This window comes from Bradyrhizobium semiaridum, assembly GCF_020329505.1.
GTDB lineage: Bacteria > Pseudomonadota > Alphaproteobacteria > Rhizobiales > Xanthobacteraceae > Bradyrhizobium > Bradyrhizobium semiaridum.
Map to the genome: position 1 here is coordinate 36,980 of NZ_JAGKJJ010000030.1, position 18,974 is coordinate 55,953.

15 protein-coding genes and 1 pseudogene are annotated in these 18,974 nt (G+C 65.5%); 12 read left to right on the forward strand and 4 right to left on the reverse strand.

Features of this window, described 5'->3' with window-relative positions; all coding sequences use genetic code 11:
* Positions 1–7 precede the first annotated feature (7 nt).
* Entirely contained in the window at positions 8–1,069 is a 1,062-nt protein-coding gene (locus J6500_RS26610) for a ketopantoate reductase family protein (RefSeq protein WP_225715665.1), read from the forward strand.
* A 178-nt stretch (positions 1,070–1,247) separates the two neighbouring features.
* Here J6500_RS26610 and J6500_RS26615 read toward each other — a convergent pair whose 3' ends face one another.
* Positions 1,248–1,847 (reverse strand): thiamine pyrophosphate-dependent enzyme, encoded by a 600-nt coding sequence (locus J6500_RS26615; RefSeq protein ID WP_225715666.1) that lies wholly within the window; start codon positions 1,845–1,847, stop codon positions 1,248–1,250.
* Positions 1,848–1,855: 8 nt separating this feature from the next.
* Positions 1,856–2,410, reverse strand: coding sequence for a thiamine pyrophosphate-binding protein (locus J6500_RS26620; RefSeq protein WP_225715667.1), 555 nt, complete (start codon positions 2,408–2,410; stop codon positions 1,856–1,858).
* 174 nt (positions 2,411–2,584) lie between these two features.
* On the opposite strand from J6500_RS26620, the gene J6500_RS26625 reads away from it, so the two are divergent.
* From J6500_RS26625 to J6500_RS26635, 3 genes are all read left to right on the forward strand, one after another.
* Complete coding sequence (locus tag J6500_RS26625) at positions 2,585–3,550, forward strand: Bug family tripartite tricarboxylate transporter substrate binding protein (RefSeq protein ID WP_225715668.1); 966 nt, start codon at positions 2,585–2,587, stop codon at positions 3,548–3,550.
* Positions 3,551–3,608: 58 nt separating this feature from the next.
* Positions 3,609–4,658, forward strand: a complete 1,050-nt coding sequence (locus J6500_RS26630; RefSeq protein WP_225715669.1) for a hydroxyacid dehydrogenase — start codon at positions 3,609–3,611, stop codon at positions 4,656–4,658.
* Between the two features lie 277 nt (positions 4,659–4,935).
* Positions 4,936–5,151, forward strand: coding sequence for a hypothetical protein (locus J6500_RS26635; protein ID WP_225715670.1), 216 nt, complete (start codon positions 4,936–4,938; stop codon positions 5,149–5,151).
* A gap of 6 nt (positions 5,152–5,157) precedes the next feature.
* Here the strand turns inward: J6500_RS26635 and ilvD are convergent, their stop codons facing one another.
* Complete coding sequence (ilvD, locus tag J6500_RS26640) at positions 5,158–7,005, reverse strand: dihydroxy-acid dehydratase (RefSeq protein WP_225715671.1); 1,848 nt, start codon at positions 7,003–7,005, stop codon at positions 5,158–5,160.
* Between the two features lie 219 nt (positions 7,006–7,224).
* On the opposite strand from ilvD, the pseudogene J6500_RS26645 reads away from it, so the two are divergent.
* A pseudogene (locus tag J6500_RS26645) lies at positions 7,225–7,771 on the forward strand (carboxymuconolactone decarboxylase family protein).
* A gap of 75 nt (positions 7,772–7,846) precedes the next feature.
* Here the strand turns inward: J6500_RS26645 and J6500_RS26650 are convergent.
* A complete protein-coding gene (locus J6500_RS26650; RefSeq protein WP_225715672.1) occupies positions 7,847–8,851 on the reverse strand; it encodes a LysR family transcriptional regulator in 1,005 nt (334 codons plus the stop codon).
* 79 nt (positions 8,852–8,930) lie between these two features.
* Between J6500_RS26650 and J6500_RS26655 the strand changes: the two genes are divergently transcribed.
* The 7 genes from J6500_RS26655 to J6500_RS26685 all read left to right on the forward strand — a co-directional run.
* Entirely contained in the window at positions 8,931–9,956 is a 1,026-nt protein-coding gene (locus tag J6500_RS26655) for an ABC transporter permease (RefSeq protein ID WP_225715673.1), read from the forward strand.
* 71 nt (positions 9,957–10,027) lie between these two features.
* Complete coding sequence (locus tag J6500_RS26660; RefSeq protein ID WP_225715674.1) at positions 10,028–11,050, forward strand: sugar ABC transporter substrate-binding protein; 1,023 nt, start codon at positions 10,028–10,030, stop codon at positions 11,048–11,050.
* A 67-nt stretch (positions 11,051–11,117) separates the two neighbouring features.
* Positions 11,118–13,256: an ABC transporter permease gene (locus J6500_RS26665; protein ID WP_225715675.1), complete on the forward strand. Its 2,139-nt coding sequence runs from the start codon at positions 11,118–11,120 to the stop codon at positions 13,254–13,256.
* Positions 13,256–14,377: an SMP-30/gluconolactonase/LRE family protein gene (locus J6500_RS26670; protein ID WP_225715676.1), complete on the forward strand. Its 1,122-nt coding sequence runs from the start codon at positions 13,256–13,258 to the stop codon at positions 14,375–14,377. The genes J6500_RS26665 and J6500_RS26670 overlap by 1 nt, the downstream gene beginning before the upstream one ends.
* Complete coding sequence (locus J6500_RS26675; protein ID WP_225715677.1) at positions 14,374–15,912, forward strand: sugar ABC transporter ATP-binding protein; 1,539 nt, start codon at positions 14,374–14,376, stop codon at positions 15,910–15,912. The genes J6500_RS26670 and J6500_RS26675 overlap by 4 nt, the downstream gene beginning before the upstream one ends.
* A 254-nt stretch (positions 15,913–16,166) precedes the next feature.
* Entirely contained in the window at positions 16,167–18,482 is a 2,316-nt protein-coding gene (locus J6500_RS26680; protein ID WP_225715678.1) for a bifunctional salicylyl-CoA 5-hydroxylase/oxidoreductase, read from the forward strand.
* On the forward strand, positions 18,479–18,974 hold a 496-nt coding region (locus J6500_RS26685), incomplete at its 3' end, for an SDR family oxidoreductase (protein WP_225715679.1). The genes J6500_RS26680 and J6500_RS26685, both read left to right, overlap by 4 nt.

An 18,974-nucleotide genomic window follows, 5' to 3' on the forward strand; every position in this document is an offset into this window, starting at 1 on the left:
GATCAACGTGGGTCGGAAGATCGCAATCGTCGGGGCGGGCGCCGTCGGCGGCTATGCCGGTTCGCACATGGTGCAGGCGGGCGAGGACGTCACCTTCATCGATCCATGGCCGGAGCATGTCGAGCATATGCGCAAGCATGGCTTGCGTGTCACCCACGCGATGGACGTCGCCGAATTCTCGGTCCCGGTTCGCGCGCTGCACATCACCGATGCGCAGCAACTGGCCAAGGAGCAGCCGGTCGACATCGCCTTCGTCTGTACGAAGTCCTACGACACCGCCTGGGCCACGATGCTGATCCGGCAATATCTCGCCCCGGACGGCTATGTGGTGTCGCTGCAGAATTGCATGAACGAGGAGACGGTGGCCGGCGTGGTCGGCTGGGGCAGGACGCTCGGCTGCATCGCCAGCAGCATCACGGTCAATCTGCCGGAGCCCGGCCATATCCATCGCGGCGCCGGCAAGGGCGGGGCGGCGCATACCGTGTTTCGCGCCGGCGAGGTGCACGGCCGGATCACGCCGCGCACCGAGGAGGTCTGCCGCCTGGTCGGCTATTCCGACAGCGCCAAGGTCACGACCAACCTCTGGGGCGAGCGCTGGTCGAAGCTGGTCGCCAACGTGATGCAAAATGGGCTTTCGGCCTGCACCGGCCTGTCCGGCAGCGAGATCCTCGCGAGCGAGCCGCTGCGCCGCTTCTCGAGCCGGCTCGGCAGCGAGGCGATCCGCGTCGGCCAGGCGCAGGGCTATCAGCTCGAAGAGATCCTGCATTTGCCGCCCGAAACCATCGCCCGCGCCGGCGAGGGCGACGAAGCCGCGATGCGCGCCTGCGACGAGCAGCGTTTCAAGGATTCCAAGCGCACCTCATCGGCACAGCGCCCCTCGATGGGCCAGGACATGCAGAAGGGCCGCCGCACCGAGATCGAATTCCTCAATGGTTTCGTGGTGCGCGAGGGTGAAAGGCTCGGCATCGCCTGCACCGCCAACGCCGCGCTCACCGACATCGTCAAGCGCGTCGAGCGCGGTGAGCTGAAGCCGGACCTGCGGCATATTACCGAGCTACGATTGAACTGAGACGGCGTTAGGCGACTGCCGTCATCTTTGCGAGGCGATCAAACCGCCCACACTCGGTGTCATACCCCGCGCATGCGGGGTATCCAGTACGCCGGGACCTCTCGATTCCAGCACCGGCGTCTCTGTAACACTGGATCGCTGAACAACAAGCTGGGCGGTGACACTCCCGGTAGGTTGCCTACAGCGGCTGCCTCACGCCCATGCCGTGCATGAACCGCTCGCGGATCTGCACCGGATCGCGCCGTGTCGTGCCGGTGCCGGGCTTGTCGTCGATGCGGACGCCGATCAGCGTCGGTGCCGAGGCCGTCATCGACTGCGCGATCAGGCGTTCGAAATCGTCCTCGTCGGCGGCCCAGGAACTGTTGGCGAGGCCGCTGGCGAGTGCGATCGCGACCACATCGGTATGGGCGGCGGCCGGGGTCGGCTGGCTGCCCGTGATCTGGTAGATGCCGTTGTCCATCACCACCATGGTGAGGTTGTTCGGCGCCAGCGTCGCGATGGTCGAGAGGCAGCCGAGCTGCATTAAGAGCGAGCCGTCGCCCTCCAGTGCGAACACGCGGCGCTGCGGCTGCGCCAGCGCAACGCCGAGTGCGATCGGGAAGGCGAGGCCCATGCTGCCCAGCATGTAGAAATTCTCCGGCCGGTGGCCGGCGGCCCACAGGTCGAAATTGGTGTTGCCGATGCCGCCGATCACGGCCTCGTCTTTGAGACCCTTGATGAGGCGCTGGGTGAGCTCGAAGCGGTTCATCACCTTGGTGTTGCGCTGTGTGGTGGTCATGGCTGCGCTCACTTGTCGAACGTCTTGCCGCCGGTGAGCAGCGGATTGAGGATCAGCGCCACCGGCGCCTGGGTGGTGATGGCCTGCTTGATCGAGCGGTCGGCGATGAATTCGAGCTCGTCGAGCCTTGTGATGGTGTGGTGCTCCAGCGCCAGCGAATCCAGCACCGGGCGCATGGTGCGGCAGACCAGCGCCTGGCCGTAATTGAACTCGCCGAGCGTGCCGCGCTCGGAGACGAACATGATCAGCGGGATCTGGTAGGGCACCGCGAGCGAGGCCAGCACATTGGCCAGCGTGGCAAAGCCCGAGGTCTGCATCAGCACCGCGCCGCGCATTCCCGCCATCCAGGCACCGGAGACGATGCCGACAGCCTCCTCCTCACGCGCGGTCGGAAACGTCGTGAAATAGGGATCGGCGTGCAGGTTCTTGATCAGCGGCGTCAGCACCTTGTCGGGCACATACGGCGTGAGCTTGATCTCGTTGCGCTTCAGCGTCTCAAGCACGATGCCGTGCCAAGTCGTCGCTTTGCCCTGTGCTGAGCTCTGTTCCGCGGCGGCCGCCATCCTGTTCTCCCTGAACGCGCGACGCTGAAAGGCCGCTTGCGGCTCCGAAACTTGACGGGACGCATGTGATTGTCAACATGCCCCGGTCGCAACGCGATCTGCGGAATCCGGCGGTCCTGCTGCTGGTCCGGCATGCGATACAGGCGGCAACGACAAAGGACGGGGGAGGCTTGCATGGCCGGGTGGGTCTGGCGGACAGCCATCGCTGTAGCGGCGATGATCGCGGCCAGCGCTGCGTCGGCCCAGCAGTTCCCCAGCAAGGCGGTTCACATTCTCGTTCCTTATCCGCCCGGTGGCGGCGTCGACGTGCTGACGCGCACGCTCTCCGATGTCGTCTCCAAGACCTGGGGCCAATCGATCGTGGTCGAGAACCGGGCCGGCGCCGGCGGCGTTATCGCCTCGCAGGCGACCGCGACCTCCGCGCCTGACGGCTACACTCTGATCATGGTGGCGAGCGGCCACGCCACCAATCCGTTCCTCTATCCAAAGCTGCCCTACGACACGTTCAAGGATTTCTCGCCGGTCTCGCTCCTGGCGTCGTCGCCAAACGTGCTGCTGGTGCGCGCGGACTCGCCGTTCAAGACGGTGGGCGATGTCGTCCTGGCAGCGAAGGCGAAGCCCGGCAGCCTGTCGTTTGCCCACGCCGGCAACGGTACCTCGACGCACCTTGCCGGCGAACTCATGAAGAACCTCGCCGGGCTCGACATCAACGCGATCCCCTACAAGGGCGGCATGCCGGCGATCAACGATCTGCTCGGCGGCCAGATTCCGATGTCGTTCAACAACGGTCCCGAGTCAGTCGGACAGTTGCAGGCCGGTACGGTGCGCGCGCTGGCGGTGACGACCGCCGTGCGGGCGCCATTCCTGCCCAATGTGTCCAGCATGTCCGAGACTATCTCGGGCTACGACACCGAGGTGTGGTGGGGCCTGCTCGGGCCGGGCGGCATGGCGCCCGATCTGGTGGCAAAGATCTCGCGCGATTTCGTCGCGGCACTCAACACTGAACCCGTGAAGGAGCGGCTCGGCAGGCTCGGCGCGATCCCGATCGGCTCGACGCCGGAGAAGTTCGCCGCCAAGATCAAGGCCGACTACGACAAATGGGGGCCGATCATCAAGGCCGCCGGCATGAAGGCGGAGTGAGCTGATCGATAATCCCGCAGGACTTGACGACTTCCCCAACCGAAAGCTGCCAGAAGAGATGACCGTCAACAACAAGCGCGTGTTCTACGTCAAATACCTCGCCCACGACATCTACGTCGACATCATGAAGCAGCGGCCGGACGTCCGGCTCGACCGACTGGAGAACGAGACGCCGGAGGCGCAGTTCGCGCCGGTCCTGGCCGACGCGCATGCCTACCAGATCGGCGCCGCGCGCGACGAGCTGGCGCCGCACTTCCATGCCCATGCCGAGCTGTTGAAGCGCGCGCCGAACCTGCTGATCGTGTCCTCGAACGGTGCCGGCTTCGATCCTGTCGATGTCGAGGCCTGCACCAGGGCGGGCGTGCTGGTGGTCAATCAGTCCGGCGGCAACGCCAATTCGGTTGCCGAGCACGCGCTGGCGATGATGCTGACGCTGTCGAAGCGCATCATCCAGTCCGATCGCCGGCTGCGGCGCGAGCCCAACGTCAACCGCAACGATCTGATCGGCAACGAGCTGAAGGAGAAGACCGTCGGCATCGTCGGCCTCGGCAATGTCGGCCGTCGCATCGCCGAGCTGTGCCGTGGCCTGCTGCATATGAAGGTGATCGCCTACGATCCCTACCTCACCGCGGAGGAGGTGGCAAAGCGGGGCGGGGAGAAGGTCGAGCTCGACGATCTCTTGCGCCATTCGGATTTCGTTTCGATCTCGTGTCCGCTGGACAGCAAGAGCCGCGGCATGATCGGGGCCCGCGAGTTCGCGCTGATGCAGCCGCACGCCTTTTTCGTCACCACCGCGCGCGGCTTCATCCACGACGAGAAGGCGCTCGAGCAAGCCTTGCGCGACAAACGCATCGCCGGCGCCGGGCTCGACGTCTGGGCCAAGGAGCCGCCGCCGCCGGATCATCCGCTGTTGCAGTTCGACAACGTGCTGGCGAGCCCGCACACCGCCGGCGTCACCCGCGAGGCCCGCATCAACATGGGCCGCATCGCCGCCGAGCAGTTGCTCTACGCCCTCGACGGTAAGCGCCCGCCGCGCATCATCAATCCCGAGGTCTGGCCAGTCTACGCCAAGCGGTTCGAGAAAGCGTTCGGATTTGTGCCGCAGTAGCTGTGGTGACCGCGTTGCTCCCGGTCGCGGGGTCTTTGTAAGGTAAGCACATCTGTCGGGCTCCCTCTCCCGCAAGGGGGGGAGGGAACCCCGGCGGCTGATGCGTTCCTCACGCGAGAGAGCCGCTCGGTCCGGTGTCGCGGATCGTACAGATCGCCGCACTATTATCCCGGCTGCGACAGCCGTACGCGTCGGCGCCAGAATTAACTCACACCCGTCTCACGTCGGTGCTAGCATCTATTTCCCGGGCTCTGCCGGTTCCAGCAGGGAGGGTTCCATGTCACGCTTCGTCGTCCACTTCATGAAGGACGTGCTCGGCGGCAACGGCCGCCAGCGCGAGGTCTGCCAGGGCGCGCTCGAAATCGACGCGCTGAGCGAAGGTCAGGCTACCGAAATGGCCAAGATCAAATTCTGTCAGGAACAGTCGCTGTGCGACTGGTCACTGCATGCCGACCGCATCCGGATCGAAGCGGCCGATCTGCACGTGACCTGACGCCGCTTACTCCTCCGGCAGGATGCGCACCGCACCCTTGGCCGCGCTGCTGGCGAAGGCCGCATAGGCCTTGAGCGCGGTCGAGACCGCGCGCTTGCGCGGCGCAGCCGGCTTCCACGCGGCTTTGCCCTTGGCGACCATCGCCGCGCGGCGGCGCTGCAACTCGGCATCATCGACCTTGAGGTTGACCTTGCGGTTCGGGATGTCGAACTCGATGATGTCGCCTTCCTCGACGAGGCCGATCAGGCCGCCTTCGGCGGCTTCCGGTGAGACGTGGCCGATCGACAGGCCCGACGATCCGCCGGAGAAGCGGCCGTCGGTGATCAGCGCGCAGGCCTTGCCGAGGCCCTTCGACTTCAGATAGCTGGTCGGGTACAGCATCTCCTGCATGCCGGGGCCGCCGCGCGGTCCCTCATAGCGGATCAGCACGACATCGCCGGCCTTCACCTTGTTGCCGAGAATGGCCTCGACAGATGCATCCTGGCTCTCGAAGATGCGCGCCGGGCCGGAGAATTTCAGAATGCTCTGGTCGACACCGGCGGTCTTCACGATGCAGCCGTCCTCGGCGAGGTTGCCGAACAGGACGGCGAGGCCACCGTCCCTGGAATAGGCATGCTCGGCATCGCGGATGACGCCCTTTTCGCGATCGAGATCGACCTCGTCGAAGCGGCGGTCCTGGCTGAAGGCTTCCTGGGTCGGCACGCCGCCGGGCGCGGCACGATAGAAGTTACGCACCTTGTCGCTTGACGTCCGCATCACGTCCCAGCGGTTCAGCGCATCGTCGAGCGTAGCGCTGTGTACGGTCGGCCCATCGGTGGTGAGCAGTTTGGCGCGATCGAGCTCGCCGAGGATCGCCATGATGCCGCCGGCGTGATGCACGTCCTCCATGTGCACGTCCTGCACCGAGGGCGCGACCTTGCACAGCACCGGCACCTTGCGCGAGAGCCGGTCGATGTCGGCCATCGTGAACGGCACCTCGCCCTCGCGCGCGGCGGCGAGCAGATGCAGCACGGTGTTGGTCGAGCCGCCCATCGCGATGTCGAGCGTCATCGCATTCTCGAACGACTTGAAGCTCGCGATATTGCGCGGCAGCACCTTGGCGTCGTCCTGCTCGTAGTAACGGCGAGCGAGGTCGACGATCAGATGGCCAGCCTCGACGAACAGGCTCTTGCGGTCGGCGTGGGTCGCCAGCACCGAGCCGTTGCCGGGCAGCGCGAGGCCGAGCGCCTCGGTCAGGCAGTTCATCGAGTTCGCGGTGAACATGCCGGAGCAGGAGCCGCAGGTCGGGCAGGCCGAGCGCTCGATCACCGCGACCTCTTCGTCCGTGACGTTGGAATCGGCGGCCGCGACCATCGCATCGATCAAATCGACCGCGCGCTTCTTGCCCTTGAGCAGGATCTTGCCCGATTCCATCGGGCCGCCCGAGACGAACACGGTCGGGATGTTGAGGCGCAGCGTCGCCATCAGCATGCCGGGCGTGATCTTGTCGCAGTTGGAGATGCAGACCATCGCGTCGGCGCAATGCGCATTGACCATGTATTCGACGCTGTCGGCGATCAGCTCGCGCGAGGGCAGGCTGTAGAGCATGCCGTCATGGCCCATCGCGATGCCGTCATCGACCGCGATGGTGTTGAACTCTTTCGCCACGCCGCCGGCCTTCTCGATCTCGCGAGCCACGAGCTGGCCGAGGTTCTGTAAGTGGACGTGGCCGGGGACGAATTGCGTGAAGGAATTGACCACTGCGATGATCGGCTTGCCGAAATCCTCGTTCTTCATGCCGGTGGCGCGCCAGAGGCCGCGAGCACCCGCCATGTTGCGGCCGTGGGTGGTGGTGCGGGAGCGATAGGCGGGCATCATAAATCCTTGGGCTATGGGCGCTTTTTTAGCGGAGACCGCGTCCTTATGCCCGCCCGCGGGAGCGGATTCAAGCGCGGAACCGCATGGCTGAGCCCCGCTATTCGGCCAATCCGGCGGGCTGCTTGATCCCGGTGCGTCCTGTGCATTAGGTGGACCGGCCGAAGTGCCGGCCAGCAAGAGTCGACCAAGAAGAAGCAACGAGAATGGGAGAGGCGCGTGGCAAGGCTGCCCCTGATTGATCCGGAGACAGCGAGCGGAGACGTCCGCGCCTCGTTCGACCGCATGCCGGTCAAGCTCAACGTCTTCCGCATGATGGCGCATGCCGAGGCCAACATGATCCCGGCGATGCGGCTCGGCAACTCGATCCTGCACAGGCAGAAACTCTCCGCCGTCAACCGCGAGCTCTTGATCCTGCAGGCCGCGCAGCTCGAGGGCGGTGCCTATGAATGGCGTCAGCATGTGCCGATCGCGCTCGGCGTCGGCGTCACTCAGGCGCAGATCGATGCCGTCGAGCGATGCCGCGCTGAACGAAGCCGAGCGCGCGCTGCTCGCCTTCGGGCGTGAGGTGGTCGAGAAGGTTCGCGTCGGCGATGCGGCTTTCGCCGGCGTGCGCAAGCACTTCAGCGATCAGCAGATCGTCGAGGCGATCGTCGCGCTCGGCTTCTACATGATGATGGCGCGGTTGACGGAAGCGACCGAGACCGATCTCGATCCGGCCGCCGGCATGGCGGTCTATGACAGTGGCAGGACGCGGAGCAGATGAGCGCATTGTTCGGAAAAAGTCTGCCAGAACGGCTATGTCGTCGCGACATCAATGCGGCGCTGACGCGTCGAGCACCTATTCAGCGGCAATGCTTGCCGGTGCCGGATGCCCGACCATGGGGCGCCGCTTCGCGCGCCCGTTCCTGCGGCCGAACTGGCTGCCGGCCAGCAGCGCCGCGGCGGTGCGCAGCTGCTCGCGCAGCCACTGATTGGGCGTGTCGCCCTCAGCGGTGGCATGCCAGTAGAGATAATTGACGTGCGGGCTGATCGGGAACGGGCAGGGGAAGCATTGCAGCAGCCCAGGCTGCTCAAGCACCGAGGCCGCGCTTTCGGAGGCCGTCAGCAGCATGTTGCTGCGGCTGACGACGTGACAGGCGGTTGCGAAATTCTGGCATGTCAGGCGGACGGTGCGCTGGATGCCGAGCCGCTGGAACTGGAAGTCCTCGAATGACAGCCCGCTGCGCCGCGACGTGACGCAGACGTGCTCCATCCGCAAATACGTCTTCTTGTCGAGCCGCGCGCCGAGCGCGGGATGATCGCGGCGGGCGAACACCGCGATGTGCTCGGTCAGGATCTGCTCGCGCCGCACCTCCGATGACAGCGGCAACAGCGTGTCGACCGCGACGTCGAGCGTGCCGGCCGCAAGCTCGCGCTCCAGATTGTTGCGTTCGCAGCGCACGGTGGCGATCTCGACCAGTGGCGCCACCGCGCTGATCCGGTTGACCAGCGCACTCAGCATCGGCGCCTCGAGATTGTTGCGCAGGCCGATCACGAAGCGCTTCGGCGTCCTCGCCGGATCGAAGCGGTTGGTATGGGTCAGCGTCGTCTCGAGGCCGTTGAGCGCCTGGCGCACCGTGGTGATGATCTGGCGGGCCAGCGGCGTCGGCGTCATCACGTGGTGGCGGCGTACGAACAGGGGATCGTTGAACATCGCCCGCAGCCGGCCGAGCGCATGGCTCACCGCGGGCTGGGTCAGGTTGAGGCGGAAGCAGGCGCGGCTGACGCCGCCCTCGGAATAGATTGCATCGAACACCACGAACAGATTGAGATCGATGTCGCGGACATGCATGGTGTTGATCAATCCGTATCCGTCGAATGCATTTGACGAATATGAATTGGCGCTCTTAAAGTCTCAAGCAAAATAATACCTGGAGGAAACGATGAGCGTGCAATCGCCATCGCGCGACGTTGCTGTGCCGGCGGATGCGTCCCGCACGGGCGCGATGCTTGCAAAGCCGAGCCAGGAGCAGATCGTGCTCCTGATCACGATCGCGCTTCTGATCGTGTTCGGCCTGACGCTGAACGGCTTCGCCACTGTCTCCAATCTGCTGAATTTGTTGCGGAGTATTTCTATCCTCGGCGTGCTCGGCCTCGGCATGGGGCTGATCGTGATCAGCCGCGGCATCGATCTCTCCGAGGTCGCGATCATGGCCGGCTCCTGGGCGATCGCGCTGATCGAGATGCAGAACGGCATGCCGGTTTTCACGGCAGTGCTGCTGGCGCTGGCGATCGCGGTGCTGATTGGCGTCGTCAACGGCGTGATGGTCGCCTTCGTCGAGGCGCCGGCGCTGTTCGTGACGCTCGCCGCCGGCTTCGTGATTTATGGCCTTGCGTTCTGGATCGCGCCGGCCTGGGTGGTCTACGCGCCGAAGGACGCGCCGGGGCTGATGTATCTCGGCGCCGGGCGGCTGTTCGGCATTCCGGTTCCGATCCTGGTGTTCGCGGTCTGCGCGATCGCGATGCATCTGTTCCTGTCGCGCACCTCGATCGGCCGCTTCATCTATGCACAGGGAGACAATCCGGAGGCTGCGCGGCTGACCGGCATTCCGCTGCGGCCGCTGATCGTGCTGGAGCACGTGCTGGTTGCACTGCTCGCCTGGATTGCAGGCCTGGTCTGGGTCGGCACCACGGGCAGCATGCAGATGGCGATCACGCAGGGCACCATGATCTTCGACGTCGTCCTGGTCGTGGTGATCGGCGGCATCAGCCTGATCGGCGGCCGCGGCAGCGTGTTCAGCGTCGTGGTCGGCTGCATCCTGATCGGCACGCTGCTCAACGCCTTCACCATCATGGACGTCAACAGCGAGGTGCAGAACATCATCAAGGGCGTGGTGCTGCTGGCGGCGATCGTGCTCGACAACTGGCTGCACCCCCGCGACGAGGAGACCGCGCGTCAGGGCGACTGACTTGAGGTGATTGGGCCCGGGACAGGGCCATCATGATGATGAATCAAAAGTTGATCAGGGTGGAGACGACGATGAAGACGACCAAGTTCTGGACGATCCTGCTGGCCGGCGCGACGCTGGCAGCGATGCCGTTCGCGGCATCGGCGCAGGAGGAAGGCACCAAGACCGCGCGCGAGCTGCGCGCCGTCTACGACAAGGCGCTGCAGGGCAAGACGATCGCCTATCTGCCGATCGCGCTCGGCGTGCCGCTGTCGGACGAATGGGGCCGCGTGCTGCAGGAGGAGGCCGAGTGGCGCGGCATGAAATACGTCGTGCGCGATCCCAACAACAATCCCTCGGCGATGCAGCAGGCGCTGACCGCGCTGGTCGACCAGAAGCCCGACGTGCTGGTGGTGCAGAACCCAAGCGTGACGCTGCTGATGAAGGACCTGAAGCGCGCGGAGGGCCAGGGCACGCATGTGATCCAGATCAATATGTCCTCGAACTACAAGTCCGGCGCGTTCGTCGGCGCCGACTGGCGCGAGATCGGCAAGATGCTCGCGACCGAGGTGGTGAAGGCGTGCGGCACCGGCTCCGGCAAGTCCGGCAAGGTGCAGATCGTGCAGGGCGAACTCACCGCCGCCGCCAGCGTCGATCAGGTCGGCGGCATCATGGAAGTGCTGAACAAGGACTCCAATATCAAGGTGGTGTCGAACCAGGCCGCGAACTGGGACGCCAACACCGCGCTCAACGTCACCGCGACCGTGATCCAGCAGCATCCTGACCTGTGCGCCTCGATCGGCTTCTGGGGCATCATGGAGGCGGGCGCGGCGCAGGCGATCCGCAATGCCGGCAAGATCGACGATGTGAAGGTGTTCGCCTCGGGCGAAGGCTCGCAGCTCGATTGCGACCAGGTCAATTCCGGCAACTTCTATAAATTCCTCAGCTACAAGGCGACCGAGCAGGGCCACGATCTGATGTTTGCGGCCGAAACCCTGCTGGTGTCCGGCGAGAAGCCTGGCTCGCGCAATCTCGTCTACTACACGCGGCCGATCTGGCTCGACAAGAGCAATGCCTCGGGCGCTAACTGCTTCGCGCTTCCCAAGAAGAACTAACAAGGGCGCGACAGCCGGCGCGGGGTGCGGCGTCCCGCGCCGGCTGTATTCAAGGGAGTAATTCGCGATGTCGATGGCAGTCGATTCCTTTGCCGCGTCGGTGCGGCGGTTTTCACCCCGGCTGTTGCTGTCGGAGCTGCTGCTGAAACAGTGGTTCGAGCCGGTCGTCCCGTTTACGGTGATGATCGGACTGTGGGCGTATTTCGCGGTGACGATCCCGGACTACGCCTCGGTGCAGAACTCGGTGTCGCTGCTGCGGCTGTTTGCCGAATTCGGCTTCGTCGCGCTGGCGATGGGGTTTTGCCTCGTCACCGGCGGCATCGACCTTAGCGTCGGCGCGATCTTCGCGCTGTGCAATTTTGCGGCACTGTATTTCCTCCTGGTGCGCGAATGGCCGGTCAGCCTCGTGGTGCCGGCAACGCTGCTGGTCGGCGCCGCGCTCGGCAGCATCAACGGCTTCTTGATCGGATTCCTGAAGACGCGGCCGTTCCTGACCACGCTGGTGACGCTGATCATCCTGCGCGCCTCGGTCAATCTGCTCAACACCAGCTACGCGCAGGTGTTCGCGACCAATTCGGTCGACAGCGACGCCTGGGATTTCATCGGCGGCGGCAGCGTGCTCGGCATTCCGATCAACGCGGCGGCGCTGTTCGTGGTGCTGCTGGTCTGCCATATCTTCCTGTCGCGCTCGCGCTACGGCTGGCATCTCACCGCGATCGGTGCCAGCCGCAAGGCAGCGCGCCATGCCGGCATCCGCGTCCGCCTGATGCTGTTCATGACCTATGTGCTCTCAGGCGCGCTGTGCGCGGCGAGCGGCATCTTCTACGCAGCACGTCAGTCCTCGACCGACTCCACCACCGGCGTCGGCTGGGAATTCCAGGCGCTCACCGCCGTGGTGCTCGGCGGCGTCTCGCTCGCCGGTGGCAAGGGCACGGTGTGGCGGGCGATGATCGGCGCGCTAATCATTTTCCTTCTGATCAACGGCCTCGTGCGGATGGGCATCCCCGGCTACGTCACTTCGGCAGTGACCGGCATGATCCTGCTCGCCGCCGTCGGCATCGACGTCAAATGGTCGAAGAACCGCGGCAAGGCGATCCAGAAGATCTACGTCAATCCGGCCTTCGTTCCGCTTGCCGCGGCGCCGACGGTGCAGCCGGGATCGGCCTCGCCCTATGCGCAGAACGACCGCCTGATCAATGCGCAGGCGATCGGCCTCGATCAGGTCGAGGGCCCCGAGGATGTGATCCTCGACCGCCAGGGCAGGCTCTACGGCTCGACCCGCGACGGCAATGTGATCCGTTTTTCCGGCCCAAACTTCGAAACCCGCGAGGTGTTCGCCCATATCGGCGGCCGGCCGCTCGGCATGCAGTTCGATCGCGACGAAAACCTGATCGTCGCGGTCGCCGGCATGGGCGTCTACGGCGTCGCGCCCGACGGCCGTATCTTCAAGGTCACCGACGAGACCAATCGCACCTGGTACAAGCTCAACGACGACTCCCGCCTGCGCATGGCCGACGATCTCGACATCGCGCCGGACGGCAAGATCTACTTCAGCGACTGCACCACGCGCTACGAGATGACCACCAACACCCTCGACATCCTCGAGGGCAGGCCGAACGGCCGTGTGGTCTGCTACGATCCAGCGACCAAGACCACGCGCACGGTTATCAACCACTTCTACTTCCCGAACGGGATCTGCGTCTCCCACGACGGCAAATCGATCCTCATCGCGTCGACCTCGCTGTGCAAGATCTTCCGGCACTGGATCGAGGGGCCGAACAAGGGCCGCACCGAAGTCCTGATGGACGAGTTGCCGGGCAACCCCGACAACATCAACCGCGCGTCCGACGGCACCTATTGGCTGGCGCTGGTCGGCATCCGCACCCCGACCTTCGATTTATCCTGCCGCAAGCCCGGCTTCCGCTTGCGCATGGTCAAGCAGGTGCCGACCGACGAGTGGCTGGCACCCGCGCTGAACCATGGCTGCGTGCTGAAGTTCAACGAGAAGGGCGAGGCGCTGGAGTCGTGGTGGGATCCGACTGGTATCTCGCATTCCACGCTGACCTCGATGCGCGAGCATCAGGGCTATCTCTATCTCGGCGGGCTTGAGAACAACCGGATCGGCCGCATCAAGCTCGACGGCGTCGACGACAGCTGGACCGGCTACGACGCCTATTGGGGCAGCAAGAGCAGGGTGACGGCGTAATGGGATTCTTCGATCATCTGCTGCGCGATATCAGAAGCGTCATCGACCGCGACGGCGGCCAGAACGCGATCCCGCCGCTCGACGGCGCGCTCAGCCCGAACGACCGGCTCGACACGGCGGTGCCGATCGGCGACCCGCTGCCCGGCATCGACGACGTCATCGCCGCCGGCGACGGCACACTCTACGTCTCTGCCGGCAAGCAGGTCTTGAAGCTCGGCGGGGCCGATTTCTCGGCGCGTACCGTCGTCGCCGAGTTCGCCGACGATGCCGGTGGCCTCGCGCTGCATCCGGACGGCCGCTTGCTGGTGTGCGTGGCGGGCAGGGGCCTTGCGGTGATCGATCCCGCAAGCCCCGCGCCGCGTTGGCTGGAGGCCGCCGACGGCAGTCCGCTCGCGGGGCTGTTGTCGGTGGCTGCCGCACCCGATGGCCGCATCTATGCGGTCGAAGGCAGCGCCGGCCGCCGCCCCGGCGAGTGGCGGCACGATTTGATGGAGAAGCGCGCCAACGGCCGCCTGATCACCTGCGGAGCCGGCCTCGACAATCCGCAGGTGCCGCTGCGCGGTCTGGCGTATCCCTACGGCGTCTCCGTCTCTGCCGACGGCAAGAGCCTGTGGCTGACCGAAAGCTGGGCGCACCGGCTCAGCCGCTTCGCGCTCACCGGCAGCGGCCTCGGCGCCGGCGAGGTCATCGCATCCAACATGCCGGGCTATCCGGCGCGGTTGCATCCGGACGGCCAGGGCGGCCTGCTGCTCGGCATCTTCGCGCGGCGCACGCATCTCATCGAGTTCGTGCTCAAGGAAGACGATTTCCGCGAGGAGATGATGGCAACGATGCCGCCGGATTACTGGGTGGCGCCGGCGCTCGCCGGCGGCAGCGATTGTCTGGAGCCGATGCAGATCGGCGGCGTCAAGGCGCTCGGCATCCAGAAGCCATGGGCGCCGCCGCGTTCCTATGGCCTACTGGTGCATCTCGACGCCGAGGGCGATGCCACCGACAGCCTGCACAGCCGCGCCGGCGGCCGCTTCCACGGCATCACCGCCGCCTGCGCCACACCGCGCGGCGTCGTCATCGCCGCGCGCGGCGCCGGACGGCTGCTGCTCTTTACGGGAGACCTGCGATGAATGACGGCGTGATGCAGGCGGCTTCCAATACCCGGAGCGCGGCCCGCGAGCCGGTGTTGCAAATCACCAGCGGCTCGAAGATCTACGGCGGCGTGCACGCCATCGAGGGCGTCAATTTCGATCTCTACCCAGGCGAGGTGCATGCGCTGGTCGGCGAGAACGGCGCCGGCAAGTCGACGCTGTGCAAGGCGATCGCCGGCGCGATCCGGCTCACGTCCGGCGACTATCTGCTGGACGGCAAGCCGGCCGCTTTCGAACAGCCGCGCGATGCGCTCGATGCCGGCATCTGCATGGTCTATCAGGAGACCAGCCTGGTGCCGACCATGACCGCCGCTCAGAACATCGAGCTCGGCAACGAGAAGCTGCTGACGCGGTTCCGCACCCTGAACATCCAGGCCCAGCAGCTGTTGCAATCGCTCAACTTCCATGTCGATCCGGCGACGCCGGTGGCGCTGCTCGGCACCGCCAAGAAGCAGATGGTCGAGATCGCGCGCGCGATCTATAACAAGGCGCGCATCATCATCTTCGACGAGCCGACCGCCTCGCTGACGCCGGAGGAGATCGTCCACTTCTTCCATCTGGTGCGAGACCTGCGCGCCCGCGGCGTCTCCATCATCTACATCTCGCATGCCCTGGAAGAGTCCCTGCAAATCGCCGACCGCATCACCGTGCTGCGCGACGGCAAGCTGGTGATCACGGCACCGGCCAAGCAGCTGACGCGCGATGCGCTGGTGCAGCACATGGTCGGGCGCGACGTGGCGCAGGCGGTCTATGGCCGCAAGGAAAAGACCCATCAGCGCCGCGAGAAGGTGCTGACGGTCGAGAACGTCACCATGGGCATGGCGGTCAAGAACATGTCGTTCTCGGTCTATGCCGGCGAGGTGGTCGGCATCGCCGGCCTGATCGGCTCCGGCCGCACCGAGATCGCCAAGATTATCTACGGCGCGCTGAAGCGCAACCTCGTCAATGGCGGCACCATCCGCCTGCGCGGCAAGCCGATCCGCTACCGCGTGCCGCGCCAGGCGATCAACGACGGCATCGCCTACATCACCGAGGATCGCAAGGCCAACGGCTTCTTCGAGACCATGGTGGTCGACGACAACGTCTATATCGGCAGCCTTGCCACCCGGAAGGGCTGGAGCTTCCTGCTGTCGCGCGCGAGGCGCAGCAAGCTTGCCAATTACTGGGTCGAGCGGCTCAAGATCAGCGCGTTGCAGCGCAAGGCGAAGATCATCGAACTGTCCGGCGGCAACCAGCAGAAGGTGGTGCTGGCCAAGACGCTGGTGCAGGATCCCTCGATCATCATCTTCGACGAGCCGACCCGCGGCGTCGACGTCGGCACCATCCCGCACATCCACGGCGAAATCCGCCGCCTCGCCGACGAGGGCAAGGCGGTGGTGGTGATCTCGTCCTACCTGCCGGAAATCCTCGCCGTCTCCGACCGCATCCTGGTCGCCCGCACCGGCCGCATCGTCGCCGAATTCGACGCCGCCGAGGCGACCCAGGACAAGATCCTGTACGCCGCGGTGCACTGAGCTTTCCTATCGTCATTCCCTGGCGTGCGAAGCACGAATCCGGAATCCATCAGGCCCTAGTGTCGGTGAATGAATGGATTCCGGGCTCGACGCTTCGCGTCGCCCGGGAATGACGGCAAGCGGAGACCCAAACCCGCATTGCGCGCCGCTACCGCTCTTGACAATTATTTTAAGTATAAAATATTATCCCGGGATCGGCTCCATGGGAACCTGCTCCGTTCGAGCCACCCGCGGCCGTCAGACGGGAGATCGCCATGCGCATCGTTTGCATCGGGGGCGGGCCGGCCGGGCTCTATTTCGGCATCCTGATGAAGATGCTGGATCCCGCACACCGGATTTCCGTGGTCGAGCGCAACCGGCCCTATGACACCTTCGGCTTCGGCGTGGTGTTCTCCGATGCGACCATGGACAACATGCGCAAATGGGATCCGGTCACCGCCGACACGATCGAGCAGGCCTTCAACCACTGGGACGATATCGAGGTCCTGATCAAGGGCCGCCGCATGCGCACCACCGGCCACGGCTTCGTCGGCATCGGCCGCAAGCGGCTGCTCAACATCCTGCAGGCACGGGCCGAGGAGCTCGGCGTCGAGCTGATCTTCGAGCGCGAGGTGAACTCCGATCTCGAATTCCCAGACGCCGATCTGATCGTCGCCTGCGACGGCGTCAATTCGAAGCTCCGCGTCAAATATGCCGACGACTTCAAGCCCGACATGCAGATGCGGCCGAACCGCTACATCTGGCTCGGCACCAAGCGTCCGTTCGACGCCTTCACCTTCGACTTCCGCAAGACCGAGCACGGCTGGTTCCAGGCCCACATCTACAAGTTCGAGGAAGGCGCGGCGACCTTCATCATCGAGACCACCGAGGAGGCCTATCTCGCCCACGGCCTCGACAAGATGGCGCAGGCCGACTCGATCGCGTTCTGCGAGAAGGTGTTCGCCGAAGTCCTCGAGGGCCATTCGCTGGTCTCCAATGCGCGCCATCTGCGCGGCTCGGCCTGGCTGTCGTTTCCGCGGCTGATCTGCGACAAGTGGACCGCGTTCAACGGCAACAGCCATGTCGTGCTGATGGGCGATGCAGCGCACACCGCGCATTTCGCCATCGGCTCGGGCACCAAGCTCGCGCTGGAGGATGCGATCGAGCTGACCAACCAGTTCAAGATCCACGGTGCCACCAGGGAGAACATCCCCGCGGTGCTGGCCGCCTATGAGGCGCTGCGCCGGGTCGACGTAGCGCGGATCCAGAACGCCGCGCGCAACGCGATGGAATGGTTCGAGGTGGTCGGCTCGCGCTATGCTGACACGCTGGAGCCGGAGCAGTTCATGTATTCGCTGTTGACCCGCTCGCAGCGCATCAGCCACGAGAATTTGCGGCTGCGAGACAAGGCCTGGCTGGAAGGCTACGAGCGCTGGTTCGCCGAACGGAACGGCGTGCCGGTCGGCAACGACCGCGTCACGCCGCCGATGCTGACCCCGTTCCATATCCGCGGCCTGTCGCTGAGCAACCGCATCATCGTCTCGCCGATGGCGATGTATTCGGCGGAGGAGGGCGTGCCGAACGACTTCCATCTGGTGCATTTCGGCTCCCGCGCGCTGGGCGGCGCGGGCCTGCTGTTCACCGAGATGACCTGCGTGTCGCCGGAGGCGCGGATCACGCCCGGCTGCTGCGGGCTGTGGAACGATGAGCAGGCGGCGGCCTATAAGCGGATCGTCGACTTCGTGCATCGCAATTCGCAAGCGCGGATTGGCATCCAGCTCGGCCATGCCGGCCGCAAGGGCTCGACGCGCGTGGCATGGGAAGGCATGGACGCGCCGCTGCCCGACGGAAACTGGCCGCTGGTTTCGGCGTCGCCGGTTCCCTACCTGCCCGACGGGCAGGTGCCGGAGCCGATGACCCGCACCGAGATGGACGAGGTGCGCGAGCAGTTCGTTGCCGCGGCTAAGCGCGCGGCAGGGGCTGGCTTCGATATCCTGGAGCTGCACTGCGCCCACGGCTATCTGCTGTCGAGCTTCCTCTCGCCGCTGACCAACCGCCGCACCGACGACTGTGGCGGATCGATCGAGAACCGCGCGCGCTATCCGCTGGAGGTGTTCCGCGCGATCCGCGCGGTGTGGCCGGCGGAGAAGCCGATGTCGGTCCGGCTGTCGTGTCACGACTGGGCCGAAGGCGGCAACACTCCGGAGGACGCGCTCGCCTTCGCGAAGTTGTTCAAGGAGGCCGGCGCCGACCTGATCGATTGCTCGTCGGGCCAGGTCTGGGCCGACGATCACCCGATCTACGGTCGGCTCTACCAGACGCCGTTCGCCGACAAGATCCGCAACGAGGTCGGCATCGCCACAATCGCGGTCGGCGCGATCTCGGAAGCCGATCACGCCAACTCGATCATCGCCGCCGGCCGCGCCGATCTCTGCGCGATCGCACGGCCGCATCTCGCCGATCCCGCCTGGACACTGCACGAGGCCGCCAAGATCGGCGTTAAGTCGATCACCTGGCCCAAGCAATATCTGTCGGGCAAGCCGCAATATGAGGCCAATCTCGAGCGCGCCGCTGCCGGAGGCAAGGCATGACAAGTTTCTGGCCCAATGCTCATGCGTTCGTCACCGGCGCCGGGTCCGGCATCGGCGCCGCGACCGCGATCGCGCTTGCCAAGGCCGGTGTGCGCGTCAGCATCGCCGGCCGCCGGATCGATGCGCTGAAGGCCACCGCCGCGATGCTCGGCAAGTGCGCGGGCGCTATCGTTGCGATCGACGTGACCGACGAGGCGGCGGTGCGCAAGGGCGTTGCGCAGATCGAGGCCGAGGCCGGGCCGATCGACATCCTCGTCAACAACGCCGGCAAGGCCGGCAGTGCGCCGTTCGACAAGACGGATGCGGTGCTGTGGGCGGACATGCTGGCGAGCAATCTCACCAGCGTCTTCCTGGTGACGCACGCCGTGCTTCCCGGGATGGCCAAACGCGGCCGCGGGCGCGTGATCAACGTCGCCTCGACCGCGGGGCTCACCGGTTATGGCTACGTCTCGGCCTATGTCGCGGCCAAGCACGGCGTCGTCGGCCTGACGC